Annotated in this window: 13 protein-coding genes; 4 read left to right on the forward strand and 9 right to left on the reverse strand. The window is 49.7% G+C overall.

The features are described 5' to 3' along the window. The first annotated feature begins 297 nt into the window (after positions 1-297). From V2I46_04835 to V2I46_04845, 3 genes are all read left to right on the forward strand, one after another. Positions 298-1995: an AMP-binding protein gene (locus tag V2I46_04835; protein MEE4176816.1), complete on the forward strand. Its 1698-nt coding sequence runs from the start codon at positions 298-300 to the stop codon at positions 1993-1995. A 213-nt stretch (positions 1996-2208) separates the two neighbouring features. After that, the gene (locus V2I46_04840) at positions 2209-3348 is read left to right on the forward strand and encodes an outer membrane beta-barrel protein (protein ID MEE4176817.1); all 1140 of its coding nucleotides are present in this window, start codon (positions 2209-2211) and stop codon (positions 3346-3348) included. A 2-nt stretch (positions 3349-3350) separates the two neighbouring features. After that, positions 3351-4412: a fibrobacter succinogenes major paralogous domain-containing protein gene (locus V2I46_04845; protein ID MEE4176818.1), complete on the forward strand. Its 1062-nt coding sequence runs from the start codon at positions 3351-3353 to the stop codon at positions 4410-4412. A gap of 257 nt (positions 4413-4669) precedes the next feature. Here the strand turns inward: V2I46_04845 and V2I46_04850 are convergent, their stop codons facing one another. The 6 genes from V2I46_04850 to V2I46_04875 all read right to left on the reverse strand — a co-directional run bounded on the left by V2I46_04850 (position 4670) and on the right by V2I46_04875 (position 16661). Continuing rightward, a complete protein-coding gene (locus tag V2I46_04850) occupies positions 4670-7975 on the reverse strand; it encodes a hypothetical protein (protein ID MEE4176819.1) in 3306 nt (1101 codons plus the stop codon). A gap of 127 nt (positions 7976-8102) precedes the next feature. Beyond that, on the reverse strand, positions 8103-10505 hold the full coding sequence (locus V2I46_04855) for a TonB-dependent receptor (GenBank protein ID MEE4176820.1): 2403 nt from the start codon (positions 10503-10505) through the stop codon (positions 8103-8105). A gap of 21 nt (positions 10506-10526) precedes the next feature. Beyond that, on the reverse strand, positions 10527-11111 hold the full coding sequence (locus V2I46_04860; GenBank protein ID MEE4176821.1) for a PepSY domain-containing protein: 585 nt from the start codon (positions 11109-11111) through the stop codon (positions 10527-10529). Between the two features lie 181 nt (positions 11112-11292). Further along, positions 11293-14178 (reverse strand): aminomethyl-transferring glycine dehydrogenase, encoded by a 2886-nt coding sequence (gcvP, locus tag V2I46_04865; GenBank protein ID MEE4176822.1) that lies wholly within the window; start codon positions 14176-14178, stop codon positions 11293-11295. Positions 14179-14431: 253 nt separating this feature from the next. Continuing rightward, entirely contained in the window at positions 14432-15013 is a 582-nt protein-coding gene (locus V2I46_04870; GenBank protein MEE4176823.1) for an indolepyruvate oxidoreductase subunit beta, read from the reverse strand. A gap of 25 nt (positions 15014-15038) precedes the next feature. Continuing rightward, a complete protein-coding gene (locus tag V2I46_04875) occupies positions 15039-16661 on the reverse strand; it encodes a thiamine pyrophosphate-dependent enzyme (GenBank protein MEE4176824.1) in 1623 nt (540 codons plus the stop codon). 179 nt (positions 16662-16840) lie between these two features. Here V2I46_04875 and V2I46_04880 point away from each other — a divergent pair, with 179 nt between their 5' ends. Further along, complete coding sequence (locus V2I46_04880; protein ID MEE4176825.1) at positions 16841-17446, forward strand: ACP phosphodiesterase; 606 nt, start codon at positions 16841-16843, stop codon at positions 17444-17446. Here the strand turns inward: V2I46_04880 and rfaD are convergent, their stop codons facing one another. From rfaD to V2I46_04895, 3 genes are all read right to left on the reverse strand, one after another. Continuing rightward, positions 17447-18412: an ADP-glyceromanno-heptose 6-epimerase gene (gene rfaD, locus V2I46_04885; GenBank protein MEE4176826.1), complete on the reverse strand. Its 966-nt coding sequence runs from the start codon at positions 18410-18412 to the stop codon at positions 17447-17449. Between the two features lie 12 nt (positions 18413-18424). Further along, positions 18425-18775, reverse strand: a complete 351-nt coding sequence (locus tag V2I46_04890; protein ID MEE4176827.1) for a MerR family transcriptional regulator — start codon at positions 18773-18775, stop codon at positions 18425-18427. A gap of 548 nt (positions 18776-19323) precedes the next feature. Beyond that, a complete protein-coding gene (locus V2I46_04895) occupies positions 19324-20295 on the reverse strand; it encodes a M23 family metallopeptidase (protein ID MEE4176828.1) in 972 nt (323 codons plus the stop codon). Between the last annotated feature and the right edge of the window lie 2 nt (positions 20296-20297).

A 20297-nucleotide genomic window follows, 5' to 3' on the forward strand; every position in this document is an offset into this window, starting at 1 on the left:
TATAATTTTTGTTAAAAAAACGCAGGTAAACATGACGTTTGCCTGCGTTTTTTTTGTTTCAAACGAAAAAATCAATTTTCTTATTTATAGATTTTTGTGCACCCAGTCCCTTCACCAGCCTATGGCTCTTCGTTTTATGTCGATGAGTCTGAAAATAGAGTGGCAAAAAATGTTATCAGGTTGCAGGCCGGAAAAAATAAACATTTTCCGGTCATTGGAGTTAACCTTTTGTAAAGCACCCTAACATTTTAGGACTTAGCTATTTTGATTAACTTTGTAGTATAAATGATCACACACATGAACAACAAACAAGTCAAGACCCTTCGTGAAGCGCTTGACACCAGTGCGACCCTCTTTTCAGAACGTCCTGCCCTTTCTTTTGTAGGAGGACCGGCGCTTACCTATGCAACGGTTCGATCACTGGCCAGGCAAATCATGGCATGGCTGTCAGATAACGGCATTCAGAAAGGCGACCGGGTAGCCCTGTTAAGCCAGAATATGCCCCATTGGGGGGTGGCTTACCTGGCAGTAACCAGTATGGGGGCTGTGGTAGTCCCAATCCTCGTCGATTTTAATGAGCCAGAGATTAATAAAATTATTGCTCACAGTGAGGCTAAAGCCCTTCTTGTTTCTGAAAAACTGTCAGCAAAAATCAATAAACACCTGCCCGCTTCAGTTAATCTGGGTCTCTTACTTGATACGCTGACCCCGATCAGTCTTGAGAAACTGAAGAATGACCGGATTATCCTAGTAAAGGATGGCCTCAGAGAAGTGGATCCCAATGCTGATTTCCCGGCTCCGGCTGAAGAGGATCTGGCTGCCATTCTATATACCTCAGGCACAACAGGAAACCCCAAAGGTGTCATGCTTAGCCACCGGAACCTGGTGTCCAATGCTATCAATACCCTGGGCATCCAGAATGTGGATATCAACGACCGGCTCCTTTCGGTTTTGCCACTGCCTCATACCTACGAATGCACGATAGGTTTTATCATTCCTTTCATCGGCGGCGCCGTGGTGTATTACCTCGAAAAACCTCCGACCGCATCCGTGTTGCTTCCTGCAATGAAAGAGGTAAAACCCACGATGATGCTTACCGTTCCCCTCATTATTGAGAAGGTTTACAACGGCCAGGTAAAGCCTAAACTGCATAAGAGCAAAATGATGCGCGGCATGATGAAGGTCAGGTTAATGCGAAAGTTCTTCCACAAAGTAGCCGGAAAGAAAATCTATAACGCCTTTGGCGGAAACATGCACTTCTTTGGCATAGGCGGCGCCAAGCTGTCAGCCGAAACTGAACGTTTCCTGCGCGATGCAGGATTCCCCTATGCCATCGGTTATGGCCTTACCGAAACATCGCCTTTGCTGGCCGGTTGCTCTCCTAAACTAACCAAATACCGCAGTACGGGCTTCAACCTGCCCAACCAGGAGATAAAGATCCTCGATCCTGATCCCCATACCGGTGAAGGCGAGATCGTGGCCAAAGGTCCCAACGTAATGATGGGCTATTACAAGGATCCTGTGCAAACCGCAGAAGTATTTACCAAGGATGGCTGGTTCAAGACCGGCGACCTGGGCGTGCTCGACAAAGACAATTACCTCTACATCAAGGGCCGCCTCAAGAATATGATACTGGGGCCTTCGGGCGAAAACATCTACCCCGAAGAGATCGAAGCCCTGATCAATGGAGAAGACCTGGTGCTTGAGTCACTGGTCTATGAACTTAAAGGACAATTGGTGGCCAAGGTTCACCTCAATTACGAAGAGCTTGAAAAACGCTACCAGGATTTAAAAGACTCCGCACAGGACTATAAGGAGCGGATGGGTAAGGTTGTTGATGAGAAACTGAATGAAATTCGTGATAAGGTCAATGCGACCATGAACCGCTTTTCGCGCATCAGTTCGATGGAGGAGCAACCAGATCCTTTCGAAAAAACACCCACCCAGAAGATCAAGCGCTTCCTCTATTCCAAGCATCACGATCTGAAACATTAAGGCCTATCCCTCAATGAAATAAAAGGCTGCCTCTAATGGCGGCCTTTTTTTGTTTTTAATGCTAAAGAATGTTTAAAGAATAAATATTTGATTGCTTTTTTCTGTTTATTGAAAATATTCTTTAAATTGCATCTCTAAATTTATACAGTTTTATGATATTTGTTCCTTGAAAAAAGTTTTAAAGTATTTGCAATCAGGCTGAATTAATTAATTATGATTAAACGCTGGTATCTGTGTCTTCTCCTTTGCTGGCAACCTTTTGCAGGGCTGGCGCAGGAAAGCTATTATGCCACTGATACCCTTTTTCAATCCGGGGTAAAAATCGTGGACCGTGGACATAAATCAAATGCGAGGCTCTGCTACGTTGTTGAAGGGAAGGATACACTTGTGTTTACCCCCAATAACATCAATGAATACGGGATCAATGGAACCGTTTATGTGTCTGCCGAGGTTAACATTGTGGACAGGGTTGAAAAGGTTTTCCTCAGGCGCTTGCACCAGGGGGATGTTTCATTGTATGTTTTCCAGGGAAGGAATTTAAAGGCCTATTTTATCCAAAGGCAGGGAAGCCCAATGGTTCTGTTGCCGAAGCGCAATGGAGAAAACCCCGAGCTAACCTTCAGGGATCTTCTGGAGCGGGAAACCGGGGATTGTGGCTATGCCAGCCAAAACCTGAAGCATACCAGGTATTCACCCAGGTCGTTGACTCATTTTCTGGAAAAGTTTGACCAATGCTCACCCATCCCTTTTCCAGCCACCCGGCTGGGTATTCAGGCAGGTTTCAGCGCAAGAGATGTTTCCTTGTCAAAAAATAGCTACGATTTCGGTGGTGGCACTTTTGACTTTGGAGTTTATTCGTCGTGGATTATTGGGGCTTTCATTGACCAACCCCTGTTCTATTCGGGCTTCTCTGCACACCTTGGTGCCAACCTTGTGCAGATGGCTGAAGCATATCTCAGCCGTGAAGATCAATTTGAGCGAAACCTGGTGATGATCTCAACAACACTGGAGGTTCCTTTCCTCATAAGATACACCGCCAATCGAGGCAAGTTTTGGCCATTCTTGAATGGCGGGGGAATTTTTTCTTATGACTTGAAAGCTGAAACAGATTATTATACTTCCTTCTTTTCCCAGGATATCATTATTACCGATGTTATCCCCGATGTTAATTCAGCAAATTTATTGGGGCTGGGTCTTGTGGCAGGTTTTGGTGCCGAATACCGCTTCAGTCGCCGCAATGCTGTTTCCTTTGAAATGCGCTTCTTTCGTCTCAATGCTATAAAGGATGATAATCCTATGTCAGTTTTGTTGAACAAAGCGGGAATTCAATTTTTCACCGGATTTAGTTTTTAATTATGAGATGGCTATTTTTCCTTTGTTTAGTGTTTTTACTGGCTTCCTGCAAGGAGAAGGCTGAGTTATTGGCTGATTCACATCCATTCGTTTTTTCCCCAAGTGTTTCTGATATTAATGCGGATGGGGTCACGCTCAAAGCAAAAGTCATTGAAAGCTCCGATGCGATTGTGGAGTACGGCTTTCGTTTTGGGCTAAGCGAATCATCTACCTTGCATAAGAATGGCCTGAACCTGGATGTGGAAGTCGAAGGAATGGAATTCTCCTCAAAATTGGAAGGACCTGCCCTCAAGGGAAATCAGTTCTATTATTTCAGGCCTGTGGTGAGAACCGAATCCGGTTTTTTTGTTTTTGGGCCTATGTCCTCATTTCAATATGATGGACCGGGTTATCAAATGACGGACATTGATGGAAACCAATACCCGGCCGTACAATTGGGAAATCTGATTTGGATGGCCGAAAACCTGAAGGTTTCCCATTATAGCAATGGCGATCCCATCATAACGGATCTTTCCTATTTCCAATGGTCGAATACGAACCAGGGAGCCTATTCCGTGTATCCGAGTTATTTCATAATGTACCCCTGGTTCTATCACGGGGAGGGGGTGTTGGACAAACTCGGTGGATTATACAATTGGTATGCCGTTGTCGATGAAAGGGGACTGTGCCCAACTGGCTGGAGAGTCCCTACCGATGACGACTGGAAATACCTTGAAGGATATGCTGATTCCGGTTTTGGGATTGGAGATCCGGTTTGGGACCTCTCCGGGCCAGAGGGCAGGGGTAAGGATATTGGTTCAAAGCTTATGATTCGGAAAAGGAGTTGGATTCAAGAGTTCTCGGGCTCCGATGATTTTGGATTCTCCGGACTTCCTGCGGGGTATCTCAAACAATATGGAAATTTTGAAGGAGAATGGGAAAAAGGTCGTTTCTGGTCTGCAACAGAAAGAGACGAAACCACCGCCTGGTGGAGGGGTTTGAGGGTTGACGGAAGAAATATCGTTAGGGATGCCTGGCATAAAACGGTAGGGTTTTCTGTTAGGTGTGTCCGCGATGTTGAGTGAAATCTGAAATAAACCATTTTTTCTTTAACAGGGGCTGCCAGCTATCAGAAGGCAGCCCCTGTTTTGTTATTTATTCATACCAGGCTCGGGGTTTATACGGGGTTCAAACGGAGTTTATACGGTTTAAACCGTATAAACCACGACCCTGGTACCTCCCTGGTACCTCTATGGTAAGTCGGAGCAAAATTAAAAACCCCCTACCCTTAGGAGGCAGGGGGTCGTTTTATTCGTTAATCAATGAATTGAATAACAATTCTTTAGTAATTCCAAACCGGAATTCTTCCGGGGGTGTAGGGGGCATTGGCCTGGTCCATCAGCCTGCGTGCTTCAACCATTTTGACGCGGGCAATGTTGGTGATCTTCTCCAGGACAGGCGGGAATTCCTCTTTCAGGATCTCGACCTGCATCCTCGAGGTGCCGGTGATTTCGGAAGTGCTGTTGATCTGGGTATAGATCACGTCGCGCAGTCTGCTGTTGAGCGGCACTGGGAGGGGAGGCAGCTCTTCCGTGCTGGCCCTGGGTGAGTAACCGTTAAAAGTTAATTGGATCTCTTCCAATTCATCGCTGATTTCCTTTAACAAAGGAAGCAGGTTTTCGTGACTCGTGGGCAGGGTTAAGGCGGTCTGACGCATGGCGGTGACTTCCCTGAGCAGATCGTTGGTCAGCTGTTGTGCACCCACCATGGTCTTTGAAATTTCAGAGATCTCACGCTGGAAGGCTACCATTTCGGCCCGGTTGGCAGCTGGCAGGGTGGTGTTGTTCAGCGCCCTGACGTTAAAGTTGGCCGGGCCTGCCAGGGGCTTGACCTCCCCGTTATGTACCATGGCGATTTCTACCGAATAGGTTCCCGGAAGGACATACACGCTGCCCCGGTCACGGGCCAGGGGGTTAAACTCGTTGGGCGCCTGTGGGCGGGTGTTGCCATAGCTCAGGTCCCAGGTGAAGCGCTGGATGCCCTTCGAAGGACGCTGGGTGAAGGTGCGGATGATGGAACCCTGGCTGTCGCGGATGTTCACCAACAGGTAGGGGGGGAGTTCCTTGCTTTCTGCCTCTAATTCGGCAATGCTGGGCTGGGGAATAGGCTGGCCTTCCTCAAACAACTTTTTCTCCATTTCACGGCGAATGTTTTTCCTGAGTTTTGGAACCTCTTTCAGGTAGAAAGTGAAGGTAGCGCCAAACTCGGGATTGGGCGCGGTAAAATAGGTGGAACCCTGGCTGGATTTGTTGCTGGTTTGGATGAATAGCTTGGCATCCTTGATGTTGAAGAGATGGCTGTCGGCCTTTGGCAGTTCAGGGGTGATCTCACGCAGGGGCGAATAGTCATCGAGGATGTAGAAACCACGTCCGAAGGTGGCCAGCACCAGGTCACATTCCCTTTCCTGGATGGCGATGTCGTAAACGGCTATGGAAGGCAGGCCTGACTTCAGTTGAACCCAACTTTGTCCATCATTGACGGAGAAGAAAACACTGAACTCGGTGCCTACAAAGAGCAGGTCTTCCTTCACGAAGTCCTGTTCAATGGTGTGTACCGGTCCGTTTTCGGGCAGATTAGCCGAAATGGAGGTCCAGGTGCGACCCTTGTCAGTACTTTTCAGCACATAAGGCTTGAGGTCATCGCGCTTGTAGTTGCGGAGGGTGGCATATACCACGCTCTCATCAAAGCGGGAAGCCTTCACATCGCTCACATAGGAATATTCGGGCACGCCGGGGAAGTTGTCGGCCTTGCGCCAGGTTTCCCCAGCATCCTCGCTTACCTGTATGAGCCCGTCGTCGGTGCCCACATAAAGCAGATCTTCCTTTACAGGTGATTCGTCAAGGGCTACGATGGTGCCCCATAGAGAGGTTGAAACGTCCTTGGCGACGGCATCGATGCTCCAGAATTTTCCCATCACCGGCCAGGTGTTGCGGTCGGTTTGGGTGGTTAAGTCGTCGGAGATCACCTCCCATGTGTTGCCGCGGTCGTCGCTGCGGAAGACCTTGTTGGCGGCAAAGTACAGGCGGGTGGGTGAATGGGGGCTGATGATGAGGGGGGCGTCCCAGTTCCATTTATAGGTTTCCTCGCCCTGGCGGGGCTCAGGACGGATGCGGATGCGTTCCCCGCTTTGCTTGTCGTAGCGCACCAGGTTGCCATACTGCGATTCAGAATACACGATGTTGGGGTTACCGGGTTCGATGGCAGGCCAGAAACCGTCGCCTCCCACGGTGATGATCCATTCATCGCTCGAGACACCTGCCCGGTGGGTGTTCTGCGAGGGACCTCCCTGGGTGTTGTTGTCCTGGGTGCCACCATATACATTGTAGAAGGGCTCGGCATCGTCAACGGCCACCCGGTAGAACTGGGTTACCGGCAGGTTGGAGACAAAAAGCCATTCGCCCTGGTCGATGTTATAGGTAATATAGACGCCACCGTCGCCGCCTATCATGACGTGCTGGTTGTTGGTGGGGTCGATCCAGAGGGCGTGGTCGTCCACATGACGATTGCTCTGACTTACGCGCGACCAGGTCTTGCCTCCATCTTCAGTGACAAATGAATAGGTTTCGACGGAATATACCTTATCGAACTCGACGGGGTCGGCAAAGATCTCGTTGTAATACTGACCACTGGAAACGTGGTCGCTCATCTTTTGCCAGGATTCCCCGCGGTTAGCTGAGCGGAAGAAGCCCCCGGCATCGTTGGCGGCTTCGATAATGGCGTAAAGCACATCAGGATTCTGGGGTGAGATGGCGATGCCCATGCCACCCATATGTTCGCGGGGAAGGCCATCGGTAAGTTTGCGCCAGGTCTTGCCGGCGTCTTCCGACTTGTAGAGGGCCGTTTCAGGGCCACCACCGATTTTGGTGAAGGCATGCCTGCGGCGCTGTTCGGAGGAGGCATACAGGATGTCAGGATTTCGCGGGTCGCAAATCACGTTGTTCACGCCGGTTTCCTCACTGATGTAAAGGACGCGTTCCCAGTTTTCTCCGCCATCGGTGGTTTTATAGAGGCCACGGTCACCGCCCGGTCCCCAGGCAGATCCTTCAGCAGCTACATACACCACATCAGAGTCACGGGGATCGATGAGGATCATGCCAATCTGGCGGCTGTCTTTCAACCCCATATTTTTCCATGACTTGCCACCGTTAACCGTTTTGTAAACCCCATTACCGTAACCCAGGGCCCGCTGGTGGTTGTTTTCACCCGTGCCTGCCCAGACCACATTGGTGTTGGTCGGGTCCATGGCCAGGCAACCAATGGAATAAGCACCATAATTGTCGAATACAGGGGTAAAGGTGATCCCCTTGTTGATGGTTTTCCAGATATGGCCGCTGGCCACTGCTACATAAAATTCAGCGTGGTTGTTGGGGTTGACGGCAAAGTCGGCGATACGGCCCGAAGTAAAGGCCGGGCCAATCCCCCGCCACTTTAGTCCTGCCACCAGGCTGCTGCCAATGAGGCTGTCGTTGGCTTCCTCATTGGCCCTGGAGGCATTCCTGCGCTGCCCTGATGCCAGGGAAGGCGAAATAAGCATTAATGCCAGCAGAATGATCAGGCTGGTCTTCATGTTGATTTTGGTTGACTTCATAGTGAATTGGATTTGTGTTTAATGGTTGTCGATTAGGGTTTTTAAAATTAGGGTTTTTAAACAAAGAGAGCTAAAATTCTTTACATTAATACGTCCCTTTACCAGGGTCAAAACTGAACCCTGATCATCAAAACTGATATTCCAGTGCAACGATGAAGTTTGTACCGGGTGCTGCCAGGCCTGAACTGTAAGGCCTGTACCGCTGGTTGGTGATATTTTCAATCCCTCCGGAAACTCTGAAATGATGGTTTAACTGGTATCGCATTTTAAAGTTCAGGGTATGCCAGGCAGGCGACCAGGGATTCCCGTTTGTATCCAAGGCATATAAGTAGGGCTTCCCGCGTTCTTCCTCTGCCAGATTATCATAGGTTACAGCCCCACTAAATTGGGCGTATAACGTCGCGGTCCACTTTTGTCCTGTCCAGGCCAACTGGGTAGTGCCAAACCACGGACTGGCGTGCCTTAATGGACTGAGTTCTCCATTGTCGAGTTCCTCGACGCCTTTCTGGTAATTGAAAGTTGAAGACCATTCGAGTTGAGGGGTGATCAATAGCTCGAAATCAGCCTGTATGCCCCAAACCCGGGCAAAGGCGGCGTTTTGTATCGATAATACACGACTCATCACCCCGTCGTAGGGGATGCTGTCCAGCCCGTTGAGGGTGGCTTCACGTCTGACCATGGCATTCTGAAGATAGGTAAAAAAGGGGAAGACGTCGATCTCAAAGGTCTCGCCGCAGGTTCGGGTGAAGCCCAGCTCAAAGTTATATGCGTATTCAGCCTTTAGTTTGGGGTTGGGCACCACTACTGAACCGGGTTCTGAGTCGAACACTTTGCCCAAATCATCCACATTGGGGGCCCGGAATCCTGTGGAGGCCATTGCCCGGATGCGCCAGTCTTCAGTGGGGTTAAAAATGATCCCGGCAGAACTGGTGAGGGCGCCCTTGTTGATCCTGGCAGTGGTAAAAGGCAGGGGATAAAAGGTCGTGTCGAAGTCCGCCTCAAGCAGGTACTGGTTGTAGCGGGCACCGGCCTGCAGGCTTACCTTTTTCGATAATTCCCGCTGCCAGGTGAGGTAAGCTGCATAAGAAGCCCAGCTTGCCATCGGGTAGCGTGGGGCGCCTGGCGTTTCCCCCTGTGTCAGAATATTCTTGTCCGTGCCTTCAGAATGCACGTCATTCAGAATGGCTTCCGCACCATAAAACAGTGTCTGGCCTTCCCTGAGGGTTTTTTTCAGATCGAGGTTCAGAGAATAGGCGCTGACCTTCTCTACCCGGTTTCTCAGGATAACCTCGTTGAAGTTGCGGTCGTGACGGCTCTCGCGGAAATTCTGGTGGGCGGCAATGACGGTAAACTGATCGTAAGCACGGGTGGCTCGGTAATTCCTCAGGCGCAGGTTGTTCATCATCCAGACTTGCGGACCGTAATACCATTCGGCACTGCGGGGCTCTCCGTTGCGAAAAAGGATCAGGCGGTCGTAGCGGTCAAAGTCGGTGGTTCCCGAACACTGAAAACCATAGGTGAGGTCCCAGTGCCCGTTGGGGCGATAAGAGATCTTCTGCATCAGGCTGCCCTGGGCATAGCCCGTGGGTTGCTGAAGCCTGGGGTCTTCATTGGGAACTACAATATCTTCCTGTCCCTGACGAATGACGTAAGCATCCCGGAGGTAATCATCGGGACCATTTTTGCCCACCCTGAGGTCGCTAAAATCAGTGTAGGAAAAGCTGGTGAGTGAAGCCCATTTCTTCCCCCCGATATTCAGGTTAAGATGTCCTGTTTTCTCACCATTGGCCGAGGCGAAACGGGTGGTGACATTGCCCGATACCAGTGTTTTTTCGAAGGTGGAGTGTTCAGGGGCCAGGGTGTAGAAACTCATCACACCCCCGATGGCATCGCTGCCATAGATCACCGATCCGGAGCCGAACACCACTTCGGCCTGTTCGATGGCAAAGGGATCAAGCGAGATCACGTTTTGCAGGTTGCCGCTGCGGAATATGGCGTTGTTCATCCGCACCCCATCGACGGCAATCAGCAGGCGGTTTGCAGCAAAGCCCCTGATCATCGGGCTGCCCCCGCCCTGCTGGCTTTTCTGAATGAAAACCTGCCCCGAGAGGTTTAACAGGTCGGCTGCAGTTTGCGGGTTATGCAAAATAACTTGTCCCTGGCTGATGGAAGCAACTTTCAGGGGGACTTCCCTGGAAGCCTGGCTCCACCTGCTGGCCGATACCACCACCTGGTCGAGGTAAAAAACCGAAGGGATAAGGCTTACCCTGAACTCCATACCCTCCAGCTCTCTGTAGCTGGTCTTGAGGGTATTATATCCGATCAGGCTGATATGGATGACCTCAGCGCCGGTGAATTCGTATATTTCGGCCTGCCCCTCAGCGTTGGTAGTTGTCGTTTGGCTGAGGTCAGGGGTTATGATGTTGACAAACTCCAGGGGGCGGTTGTTTTCCTGGCTCTTAATAGTAATGACCTGCGCGCTGAGGACATTGGCAAGACAAAGCAGGAAAATTAGCCAGAATGCGCGCATAGATTTAGAAGAGAATTTTGATTATTGAATGTCTGACCGGTTTTTTCGCCTGATCTGCCTGTGGCGATACCATAACCAGAAGCCCGTGATGGTAAAAAGCAGGAGGGCTATCCCCATGAGGGTAGTATAAATTAGCTTGAAGATGCCACTTCTCCAACCAAGATAATGATCGACAATGGATCCATCGTGGATTTTTTCAATGAAGTCCGACCGTCTTCGCTCGATATGCAGCAGCTGGCCTGTGGTACCATCGATCTGGATGCCCCAGAAACCTTCCACAAAGATAAATTTCACCATGCCCTTATCCATTCTTACATCCATTCGTTCGAGGGTAAGGGGCAGAGAAGGTGATACAGAATCGCGGAAGACCTGGCAGGCGCTGGCATACAGGCTGTCGAGAGGGAGCCAGTTCTTTAACTCAGTACTGGTACCTTGGTAGTTTTTATCCTGGATGAGTTCACCGCTGTGCTTCTTCATCCCCAACAGGATGCCCGTAACGGCCATCAGGAAGAAGAAGAGGAACAACAGGGAAGCCGTTATTCTGTGAATTTGCCTGAACGTGCGTAGAAGACTGGCTTCCCTTTTTCTCTTTGCCTGTTGTTCCATTTGGTTTTATCGCTGGGTGCAGAGGGGCGATGACTGCAAATGTAAGAAATATGCAGATTATAAGTAAGACGATTGCCCGATGCGGAAGTTTAATGGGATCAGAATTTTTTTTGAAGCAGGGATAAAAAAAGCCGCCCCCAAGTTAATACAGGAGCGGCTAAATGATATTCAGCAGAATGGGTTATTGCTGATCATAGCTTTCGATGGGATCGCAGGTACACACCAGGTTGCGGTCGCCATAGGCATTGTCAATGCGTGCTACGGGGGTGAAATACTTCATCTCGGCCAGCCATGGCAGGGGGAATGCTGCTTTCTCTCGGCTATAGGGGAATTTCCACTCGCTGGCAATAACCATTGTTGCGGTATGGGGTGAATTCTTCACCACGTTATTATCTTTGTCAGCTTTGCCCTCTTCAATCTCGCGGATCTCTTCGCGAATGGCTACCATAGCTTCCACAAAGCGGTTGAGTTCTGAAAGGGGTTCACTTTCGGTAGGTTCCACCATCAGGGTGCCCGGTACAGGGAATGCTACCGTAGGCGCGTGGAAGCCATAGTCCATCAGGCGCTTGGCAATGTCGATGGCATCAATGTCCACGTTGCGCTTAAAGGGGTTGCAGTCGAGGATCATTTCGTGGGCTACCGTGTCGTTCCTGCCTGTGTAAAGCACTGGGTAATGCGCTTCGAGAGCAGCTTTGAGGTAGTTGGCGCTGAGGATGGCAGCCTTGGTGGCTTCAGTTAGACCCTGTCCGCCCAAAAGCTTGATGTATCCATAGGTAATGGTGAGAATGAATGCGCTGCCAAAGGGCGCCGCAGAAACTGCAGGGATGCCCTTTTCTCCCCCGGTTTTCACCTGGGAGTGGTTGGGCAGGAAGGGCAGCAGGTGTTCAGCCACGCCAATAGGGCCTACGCCGGGGCCACCACCACCGTGGGGAATGGCAAAGGTCTTATGCAGATTCAGGTGGCACACGTCAGCGCCGCAGATGGCTGGGTTGGTCAAACCCACCTGAGCATTCATGTTTGCGCCGTCCATATATACCTGTCCCCCGTTATCGTGGACGATCTTGGTGATCTCAAGGATCTCTTCCTCAAATACTCCGTGAGTCGAAGGATAGGTCACCATAATGGCAGCCAGTTTATCCTTATGTTCTTCGGCTTTTTTGCGCAGGTCTTCCACGTCGATGTTGCCGTTCTCGTCACATTTAACCACTACCACCTGCATACCTGCCATTACAGCACTGGCAGGGTTGGTGCCGTGGGCTGATGAAGGGATCAGGGCTACGTTGCGGTGGCTCTCCCCACGGTTCTCGTGCCAGGCACGGATCACCATCAAACCGGCGTATTCGCCTGAAGCCCCCGAATTGGGCATAAAGCTGATCCCGGCAAAACCGGTCACTTCGCAAAGATCTTTCTCGAGCCGTGTGATCAACTCATGATAACCTTCAGCCTGTTCTGCCGGAACAAAGGGGTGAATGTTGCCAAACTCAGGCCAGCTCAGGGCAAACAATTCACTGGCGGCATTGAGTTTCATGGTACAGGAGCCCAGCGGAATCATCGTGCGGTTGAGCGCCAGGTCGCGGTTCTCCAGCTTTTTCATATAGCGCATCATCTCCGTTTCGGAGTGATACGAATTGAAAGCCGGATGGGTCAGGAACTTACTGGTGCGGACCAGTTCACCGGGAATTGTAGTGATCTTCTCGCATTCCTTCGGGTCACAGACAAAGGCTTTAAAGTCTTTTCCTGCTGCTTTGGCAAACACCTCAAGGATGTCGTTCACATCTACCAGGGCGGTGGTTTCATCCAGGCTGATACCGATGAGCTTGTCATCTACCTTGCGGAAGTTCATTTCCTTCTCCAGGGCAAGCTCGTTCACCTGGTCAGCGGTGATGTTCCCGGGCAATTCAATGAGGACAGTATCGAAGAAGTGGGGGTTAAGTTGCTTAAAGCCATATTTTTCCACTTCCTGTGCCAGCACACCTGTCAGGATATTGATGTGGCGGGCAATCTGTTTCAGGCCTTCGGGGCCGTGATAAGCCGCATACATGCCGGCCATGGTGGCCAGCAGGGCCTGAGCGGTACAGATATTGGAGGTAGCTTTCTCGCGCTTGATATGCTGTTCGCGGGTTTGCAGGGCCATCCGAAGGGCAAAGTCGCCATTCACGTCAATGGAGACCCCGATGATCCGGCCGGGAATCTGGCGCTTGTACTCTTCTTTGGTGGCAAAATAACCGGCATGAGGACCACCATAACCCATCGGAACACCGAAGCGCTGAGTTGAACCTACCACAACATCAGCGCCCCATTCTCCGGGAGGCGTCAGCAGGGTGAGGCTGAGCAGATCAGCGGCTACGGCAATACGTACGCCCTCATCCTGTGCCTTCTTCACAAATGGGGCATAATTGGAAACTTTCCCTCTCTCATTGGGATACTGCACCAAAGCGCCAAAGAAGGTATCGTCGAATTCGATCTCGTCAGCACAGCCCGTCACCAGCTCGATGCCCAGGGGCTCTGAGCGGGTCTTGAGCACGTCGATGGTGTGGGGGAACACCCGGATAGAAACAAAAAACTTATTTGCGCCTCTTTTCACAGCATCACGCGAACGGGCATTGTGCAGCATGATCATCGCCTCGGCTGCAGCCGTACCTTCATCAAGCAGGGAGGCATTGGCAATTTCAAGCCCCGTAAGATCGGAGACCACGGTCTGAAAGTTGAGCAAGGCTTCAAGCCTGCCCTGCGAGATCTCTGCCTGGTATGGGGTGTAGGCCGTGTACCAGCCCGGGTTTTCCAGAATATTGCGCTGAATTACCCCCGGCAGAATGGTGTTGTAGTAACCCATCCCGATATAGGTGCGGAAAAGCTTGTTCTTTGCCCCAAGTCCTTTCAGGTGGTTCAGGTACTCATATTCATTCATCCCGTCAGCAATGTCCAGGGGCTTTTTCATCCGGATCGATGCCGGGATGGTTTTGTCAATGAGTTTATCAACCGAATCAATGCCAATCTTTTTCAGCATCTGGGCCTCGTCGTCGGGACGCAGTCCGTTGTGGCGATTTATGAAGTTATTGGTAATCATAATAGGTGGAAGTTTATGAAGATTTATGTTTATTGCCTCATGCTTGCTCATTCCCTGGCCGTCTTTGAAACGTCAGCCCGAAGGAAGACCTTTTTACCGTTTGGCAAAAGTAATAATTTATGCCTTTCGGCTAAATAATAAATGCAACTCAATCCGCTTTTGTTTAATGGATTAAAAAAGATTTCTTTAAGGAAAGGGAAGTGGAATAAAAAAAGAAAACCTGCCCGGTAATGGGCAGGTTTCTTGGGAATTATTATTGGTTTTCGAGTGAGAACTTTCGTCCGGCGCGGAGGGCTTCCAGGTTAAGGTTCACCACTTCTTCGCCTTTCCGCCCAAACAGGGTATGAATGGCATTTTCGAGCTTGTCATAACTGATGTCGAGGAAAGGGGATGCTGCACCCAGGATGACCATGTTTGCTGATTTGACGCTGCCCAGTTCTGTCGCGATGGCATCTGCATCAAGGGCAATGTGGTGTTTAACCTTGCGCACTTCTTTTTTCAGGGCTTCCTCGTCGGGGTAGTTGTCAATGTTAATGAAGGGCTTGGTGTTGGTGATCAGCCAGCCATCCTTCGACAGGTAAGGCAAGTATCGCAGGCTCTCCATGGGCTCGACCGAAATGATCATATCGGCTTTTCCCTTGGGGATCAGGTCGGAGGCAATTTCCTGGTCAGATAGCCTCATGTGCGACTGCACATCGCCACCCCGCTGGCTCATCCCATGCACCTCAGCCTGTTTGAGATTCAGGCCCGCTTCCACTGCAGCGTAGCCAATGGTGGCGGCAATGGATAAGATGCCTTGCCCGCCCACACCGGCTAAAATGATATCGATTTTCATAATGCTATGCTTTTCTGTTTTTGAATTATTTTCCAGCGGCTTTTGTTTTTTCCTTGAATTTCTCGCGCATGCGTTTGTTGAGGGTCTGTATGCATTCACGGCGGGGGATGATGACCGATACGCCATCGTATTCCATCTCCTCTCTGATGACCTTCATATTCTCCTCATGTTTCTTCCGCAAGGGTTTGATGACACGGATGTGGTCTTCCTCTACCCCGATGCCTTTGCATATCTGTTCGATCTTGCCCAGTGCGGCCGAGGGCTGTCCGCCGGTCATCCCTGTGGTGGCATTGTCGAGGATAATCACGGTGATGTTGGACTTGCTGTTTACGGCGTCCAAAAGGCCGGTCATGCCCGAATGGGTAAAAGTGCTGTCGCCAATGACGGCCACGGCAGGCACCAGTCCGGCATCGGCAGCTCCCTTGGCCATGGTGATGGACGCGCCCATATCCACACAAGAGTTGATGGATTCATAAGGGGGTAAAGCGCTGAGGGTATAACAGCCAATGTCGGAAAAGACTCTGCCTTTCCCATAGGTCTCAATGACTTCATTTAGGTCAATAAAACTGTCGATATGCGGGCAACCAGCGCAGAATGATGGCGGACGGGGAGCCACCAGCGAAGGAATGCCAAGGGTTTCTTCCTGAGCTATTCCAAGGGCAGCAGCCACGAGGGTGGGGTTGAGTTCGCCGGTACGCGGAAGGGTTCCGTCCAGGCGACCTTTTACCGTTTTCCCGAGATTGAGAAATCCTTTGATCATCTCTTCGGCAATGGGATAACCCTCTTCCAGCACCAGTAAGCTGTCACATTCTTCATAGAGCTTGCGAATATGCTTTTCAGGCAAGGGGTATTGCATCACTTTCACCACAGGATAAGGAACAGAGCGATCGGAGTAGTTTTCCATGAGATAGTTAAAGGCCAGCCCGCAAGCAATGATTCCCATGCGCTTATCCTTACCGGGAACGTATGCGTTGAATGAGGATTGTTCTGATTCCTGCAGGAACATCGGCTGGTTCATCACCAGTTTCTGGTATTGCTTCCTGGCAATGGCTGGCAGCAATACAAACTGGCGGAGGTTGGCGGGTAGTCCTGCCTTGTTCTGTGGGCGGGCAGGTTTACGCACGACCCCGGAGCGGGAGTGCGCCAGGCGGGTGGTGATGCGGATCATCACGGGAACCTGAAACTTTTCTGATAAGTCAAATCCGTAATGTACCATATCGTAGGCCTCCTGCTGGTTCGAGGGCTCCAGGATGGGGATCATGGCAAATTTGCCATAGAAGCGCGAGTCCTGCTCGTTTTGAGAGGAGTGCATGGACGGGTCATCAGCCACGAGGAAAATGATGCCACCATTTGCTCCCGTGATGGAAGAGTTGATAAAGGCATCAGCGGCCACATTGAGGCCCACATGTTTCATGCAGGTCATCGTGCGCTGGCCGGCATACGACATCCCCAGGGCTGTTTCGGCTGCCGTTTTCTCGTTGGCACACCAACTTGCCACGATGCCTTTTTCGCGGGCTTCTTTGGAGGCCATTACATACTCATTGATCTCGGTTGACGGGGTGCCAGGATAGGCATAAATGCCCGACATGCCAGCATCAATGGCTGCCTGTGCAATGGCCTCATCGCCCAATAACAACATTTTTTGCATAATTATTACAGATTATATTTTTTTGGACTAATTTTTGTTGTTTGGCAAAACTAAAGAAAAAATTACATCTGCCCGGTAAACTTTGGCAAATTGGCAAAACAAAACCAAAATTCAGGAGTTTACTTAAAAAAGTAGTGCACGCATTTTTGTATCTTTCGGAGGAAAACTAATAGAATTTAATGAACTTTCTGGCCCATATTTACCTTTCCGGCGAAAACGAGGATATTCTCCTGGGGAATTTTATCGCCGATATGGTAAAAGGGCGCCAGATAGACAACTTCCACCAGGGCATTGTGGATGGCATCATGCTCCACCGCAAGATTGACACCTTTACCGACACCCATCCCATTGTTGACCAGAGCAAAAACCGCCTGCGCAACAAATATCGCCTGTATGCCGGGGTGGTTGTGGATATGTTTTACGATCATTACCTGGCCAAGAACTGGAGTGATTACTCCCGTTATTCGCTGACGCGTTTTGTTAAAGAAGCCTACCACGTCCTGCTGAAAAACTATTTTCTTTTACCTGTCAGGGCAAAAAATATGCTGCCCTATATGGTATCCTCTAACTGGCTGGTTAATTATGCCAGCCTGGATAGCATGGAGCAACTTTTCGAAGGAATGGCCAGGCGTACCCCCTTTAAGTCGGGGATGGAGAATGCGGTGGATGACCTGAGGCTGTATTATGGAGATTTTGAAAACGAGTTCAGGACCTTTTTTCCTGAGCTGGTTGATTATGTGGCGAAACAAGGGATCTCACACCAACACCATTACAACGGCCGCTGATCAATAATATGTCCCTGGCAGCAGGTAATCCTGAACGTAATCGGCAATGGCGTCTTCCAGTGAATAGAAGGGAAGCGTATACCCCACATTCCTGAGTTTATCCATTTTTGCTTCGGTGAAATACTGGTATTTATCGCGGATGTCTTCGGGGGTGTCAATGAACCGAATTTCGGGCTCCTTGTCCATAGCCCGGAAAGTGGCATTTGCAAGATCGAGGAAGGTCCTGGCCATTCCTGTGCCCAGGTTATAAATGCCCGGCTGTTCTTTGTGGAGCAAAAAGTAGAACAAAACATTCACTACGTCCTTGACATAGATGAAATCGCGCTTTTGCTCACCGTCATTATAATCGGGGTGGTGTGAGCGGAAAAGTTCCATCTTCCCGGTGTCCTTAATTTTGTTAAAGGCGTGGTAGACAACAGAGGCCATTCTTCCCTTATGATATTCGTTTGGCCCGAATACATTGAAGAATTTAAACCCAGCCCAGAAATAAGGCTTTTCTTTTTGCTGCAAGGCCCAGAGGTCGAAGTTGTTTTTGCTTTCCCCGTAAAGGTTCAGGGGTTTTAGCATTGGGATCTGCTGATGATCATCATCATAGCCGTTTTCACCCGCGCCATAGGTCGCTGCCGAAGAAGCATACACCAGGGGAAGCTCAAAACGGGCGCAGACAGTCCACAAATGTTTTGAATAGTTCAGATTCAGTTTGTCGAAAATGGCTTTCCTGGTCTCAGTGGTATCGGTCCGGGCGCCCAGGTGAAAGACAAAGTTTACTTCCCGGTAATGGTCTCGAAGCCATTCCAGAAAAAACTCCCGGTCAATTTTCTGCCGGAAAACTTTATTGTTCAGGTTCAGGTTTTTTTTAGGATTTGAAAAGTCATCAACCAGGACGATATCCGTATATCCCTTGTTATTTAGTTTGTTAACCAAACAACTTCCAATGAATCCTGCGGCACCGGTTACTACGATCATGGGTTCAAAAAATTAATGATTATCCTGTTTGATTTCTTTTTTCAGCTCAAGCAAGAAGTCGCGAATCTTGTCAAGCGACTTCACAATTTCAAAATCGCGCTGCACGTCCCGGGGGTTGTCCTTAAGTTTTTCACGGGCCCCTTGCAGCGTGTATCCGCGTTCTTTAACCAAATGGTAAATGAGGTGAAAATGATCCACATCCTTTGGGGTAAAGTAGCGGTTGCCTTTTTTATTCCTGTATGGCTGGATGATATCGAATTCCTTTTCCCAGAATCGAATCAGCGAAGTGTTGACCTTAAACATCCTGGCCACCTCGCCTATAGAGTAATACATCCTTTCAGGCTTATGATCGGGTTTTTGCATTTCGGCCGTATTGATATCGTAAAATTAAGGGAAAATCGCTAAAGGAAGAAAAGTTATTGATAAAACAGGACCCGGGTGATTTTTCTCTAAGCGGCATAATCCCTTTTGCGGCTCACAAGCCTTCCCCGGAGACCCTTTTTAGTTGGGGAGCAGCAATGCAGATTCGGCACCGGACCAAAAAAGGCTCGTTACAGGCTCAAAGTTAAAACGTATTTTACACGTAGATAAGACGTAGTTCAGACGTGCAAAAACGTTTAAACTACGTCTGAACTACGTGTTAACTACGTCTGAACTACGTCTGAACTCTGAACCTGAACCCTGGGAAAACGGGTATTGGAAGAAGGGGATCAATGGTCAACCGAGAATAGGAACCTGATGAAGAAACCGGCCTTGGAGCTGTGGGGGAGCGTTAGTAGTCTGGATTCTTTTCCCTCCTTATCCATTGAGGATAAGTGTTTTTATGGGAGAAGGCGGGCTTCCCGGGAACAATAAAAAAGCAGGCCGGGGGATGCGTCCCTGGCCTGCTTTTCATGCCTGAAAATATGCGATTAGGAAAGCGACTGGTTTACCCGTGAAGCCACCTCAAAGATGATTTCGAATTCTTCAGGCGACAAGTCGTTATAGAAATAATTTACCGGGTTAACCTTTTTCCCGTTCCTGACCACCTCATAATGCAGGTGGGGCCCGATGGAAAGGCCGGTATTGCCAACCAAGCCAATGATTTCACCTCGTTTTACCGTTTGCCCGGGACGGACTTTGATCTGGCTCAAATGGGCATAAATGGTCGTATAACCATAACCGTGGTCAATTTCGACCATCAGGCCATATCCCGAATTATTACGCAAGGCCCGTTTAACCACACCATTGCCAGTGGAGTAAATGGGTGTTCCCGTAGGTGCAGTAAAGTCAACGCCTGTATGCATGCGCAGGGATTTGTAAATGGGGTGGATTCGATATCCAAAACCAGAAACAAGGCGCTCGGTTCCTTTAGCTATGGGGATGATGGCAGGAATGGAGGCAAGCATGTCGGCTTTATTCTTGGCCATTTCAAACACTTCGTCGTAGGAGCGCGACTGTACGTACAGTTGCCTTGATATCCGGTCAATGCGTTCCATGGTTGAGGATACCAGTTCACTGTTGTCAAAACCTTCGAGATGGCTGTAGCGGTCAGTTCCACCAAAGGCTGCTTCTCTTATGGTACGGGGAATGGGTTCGGCTTCGAAAATAACCCTGTAAATGTGATCGTCGCGTTCCTGGATATCCGCAATGACAGAGTTTAGAATGTCGAGGCGGTCATTAATGATCTGGTATTGGGTTTTGTACTGATCAATTTCACGACGCAGTTTTTTCTCCTTGGGGGAGTCAAAGAAAGTATAGCCAATGCTGAGAACGATAACTGAAAACACCATCCCCGCAAAAACGATCCTTAAAAATACCTTTAGCTTATCCCAGAAAGTTTCATGGACTTTTTCAACGGCCAGGGACTTGGTGTTAAATTGATACTTAACTTTTTTACTCATGA

The organism is Bacteroides sp. (assembly GCA_036351255.1).
Classification (GTDB): Bacteria; Bacteroidota; Bacteroidia; order Bacteroidales; family UBA7960; genus UBA7960.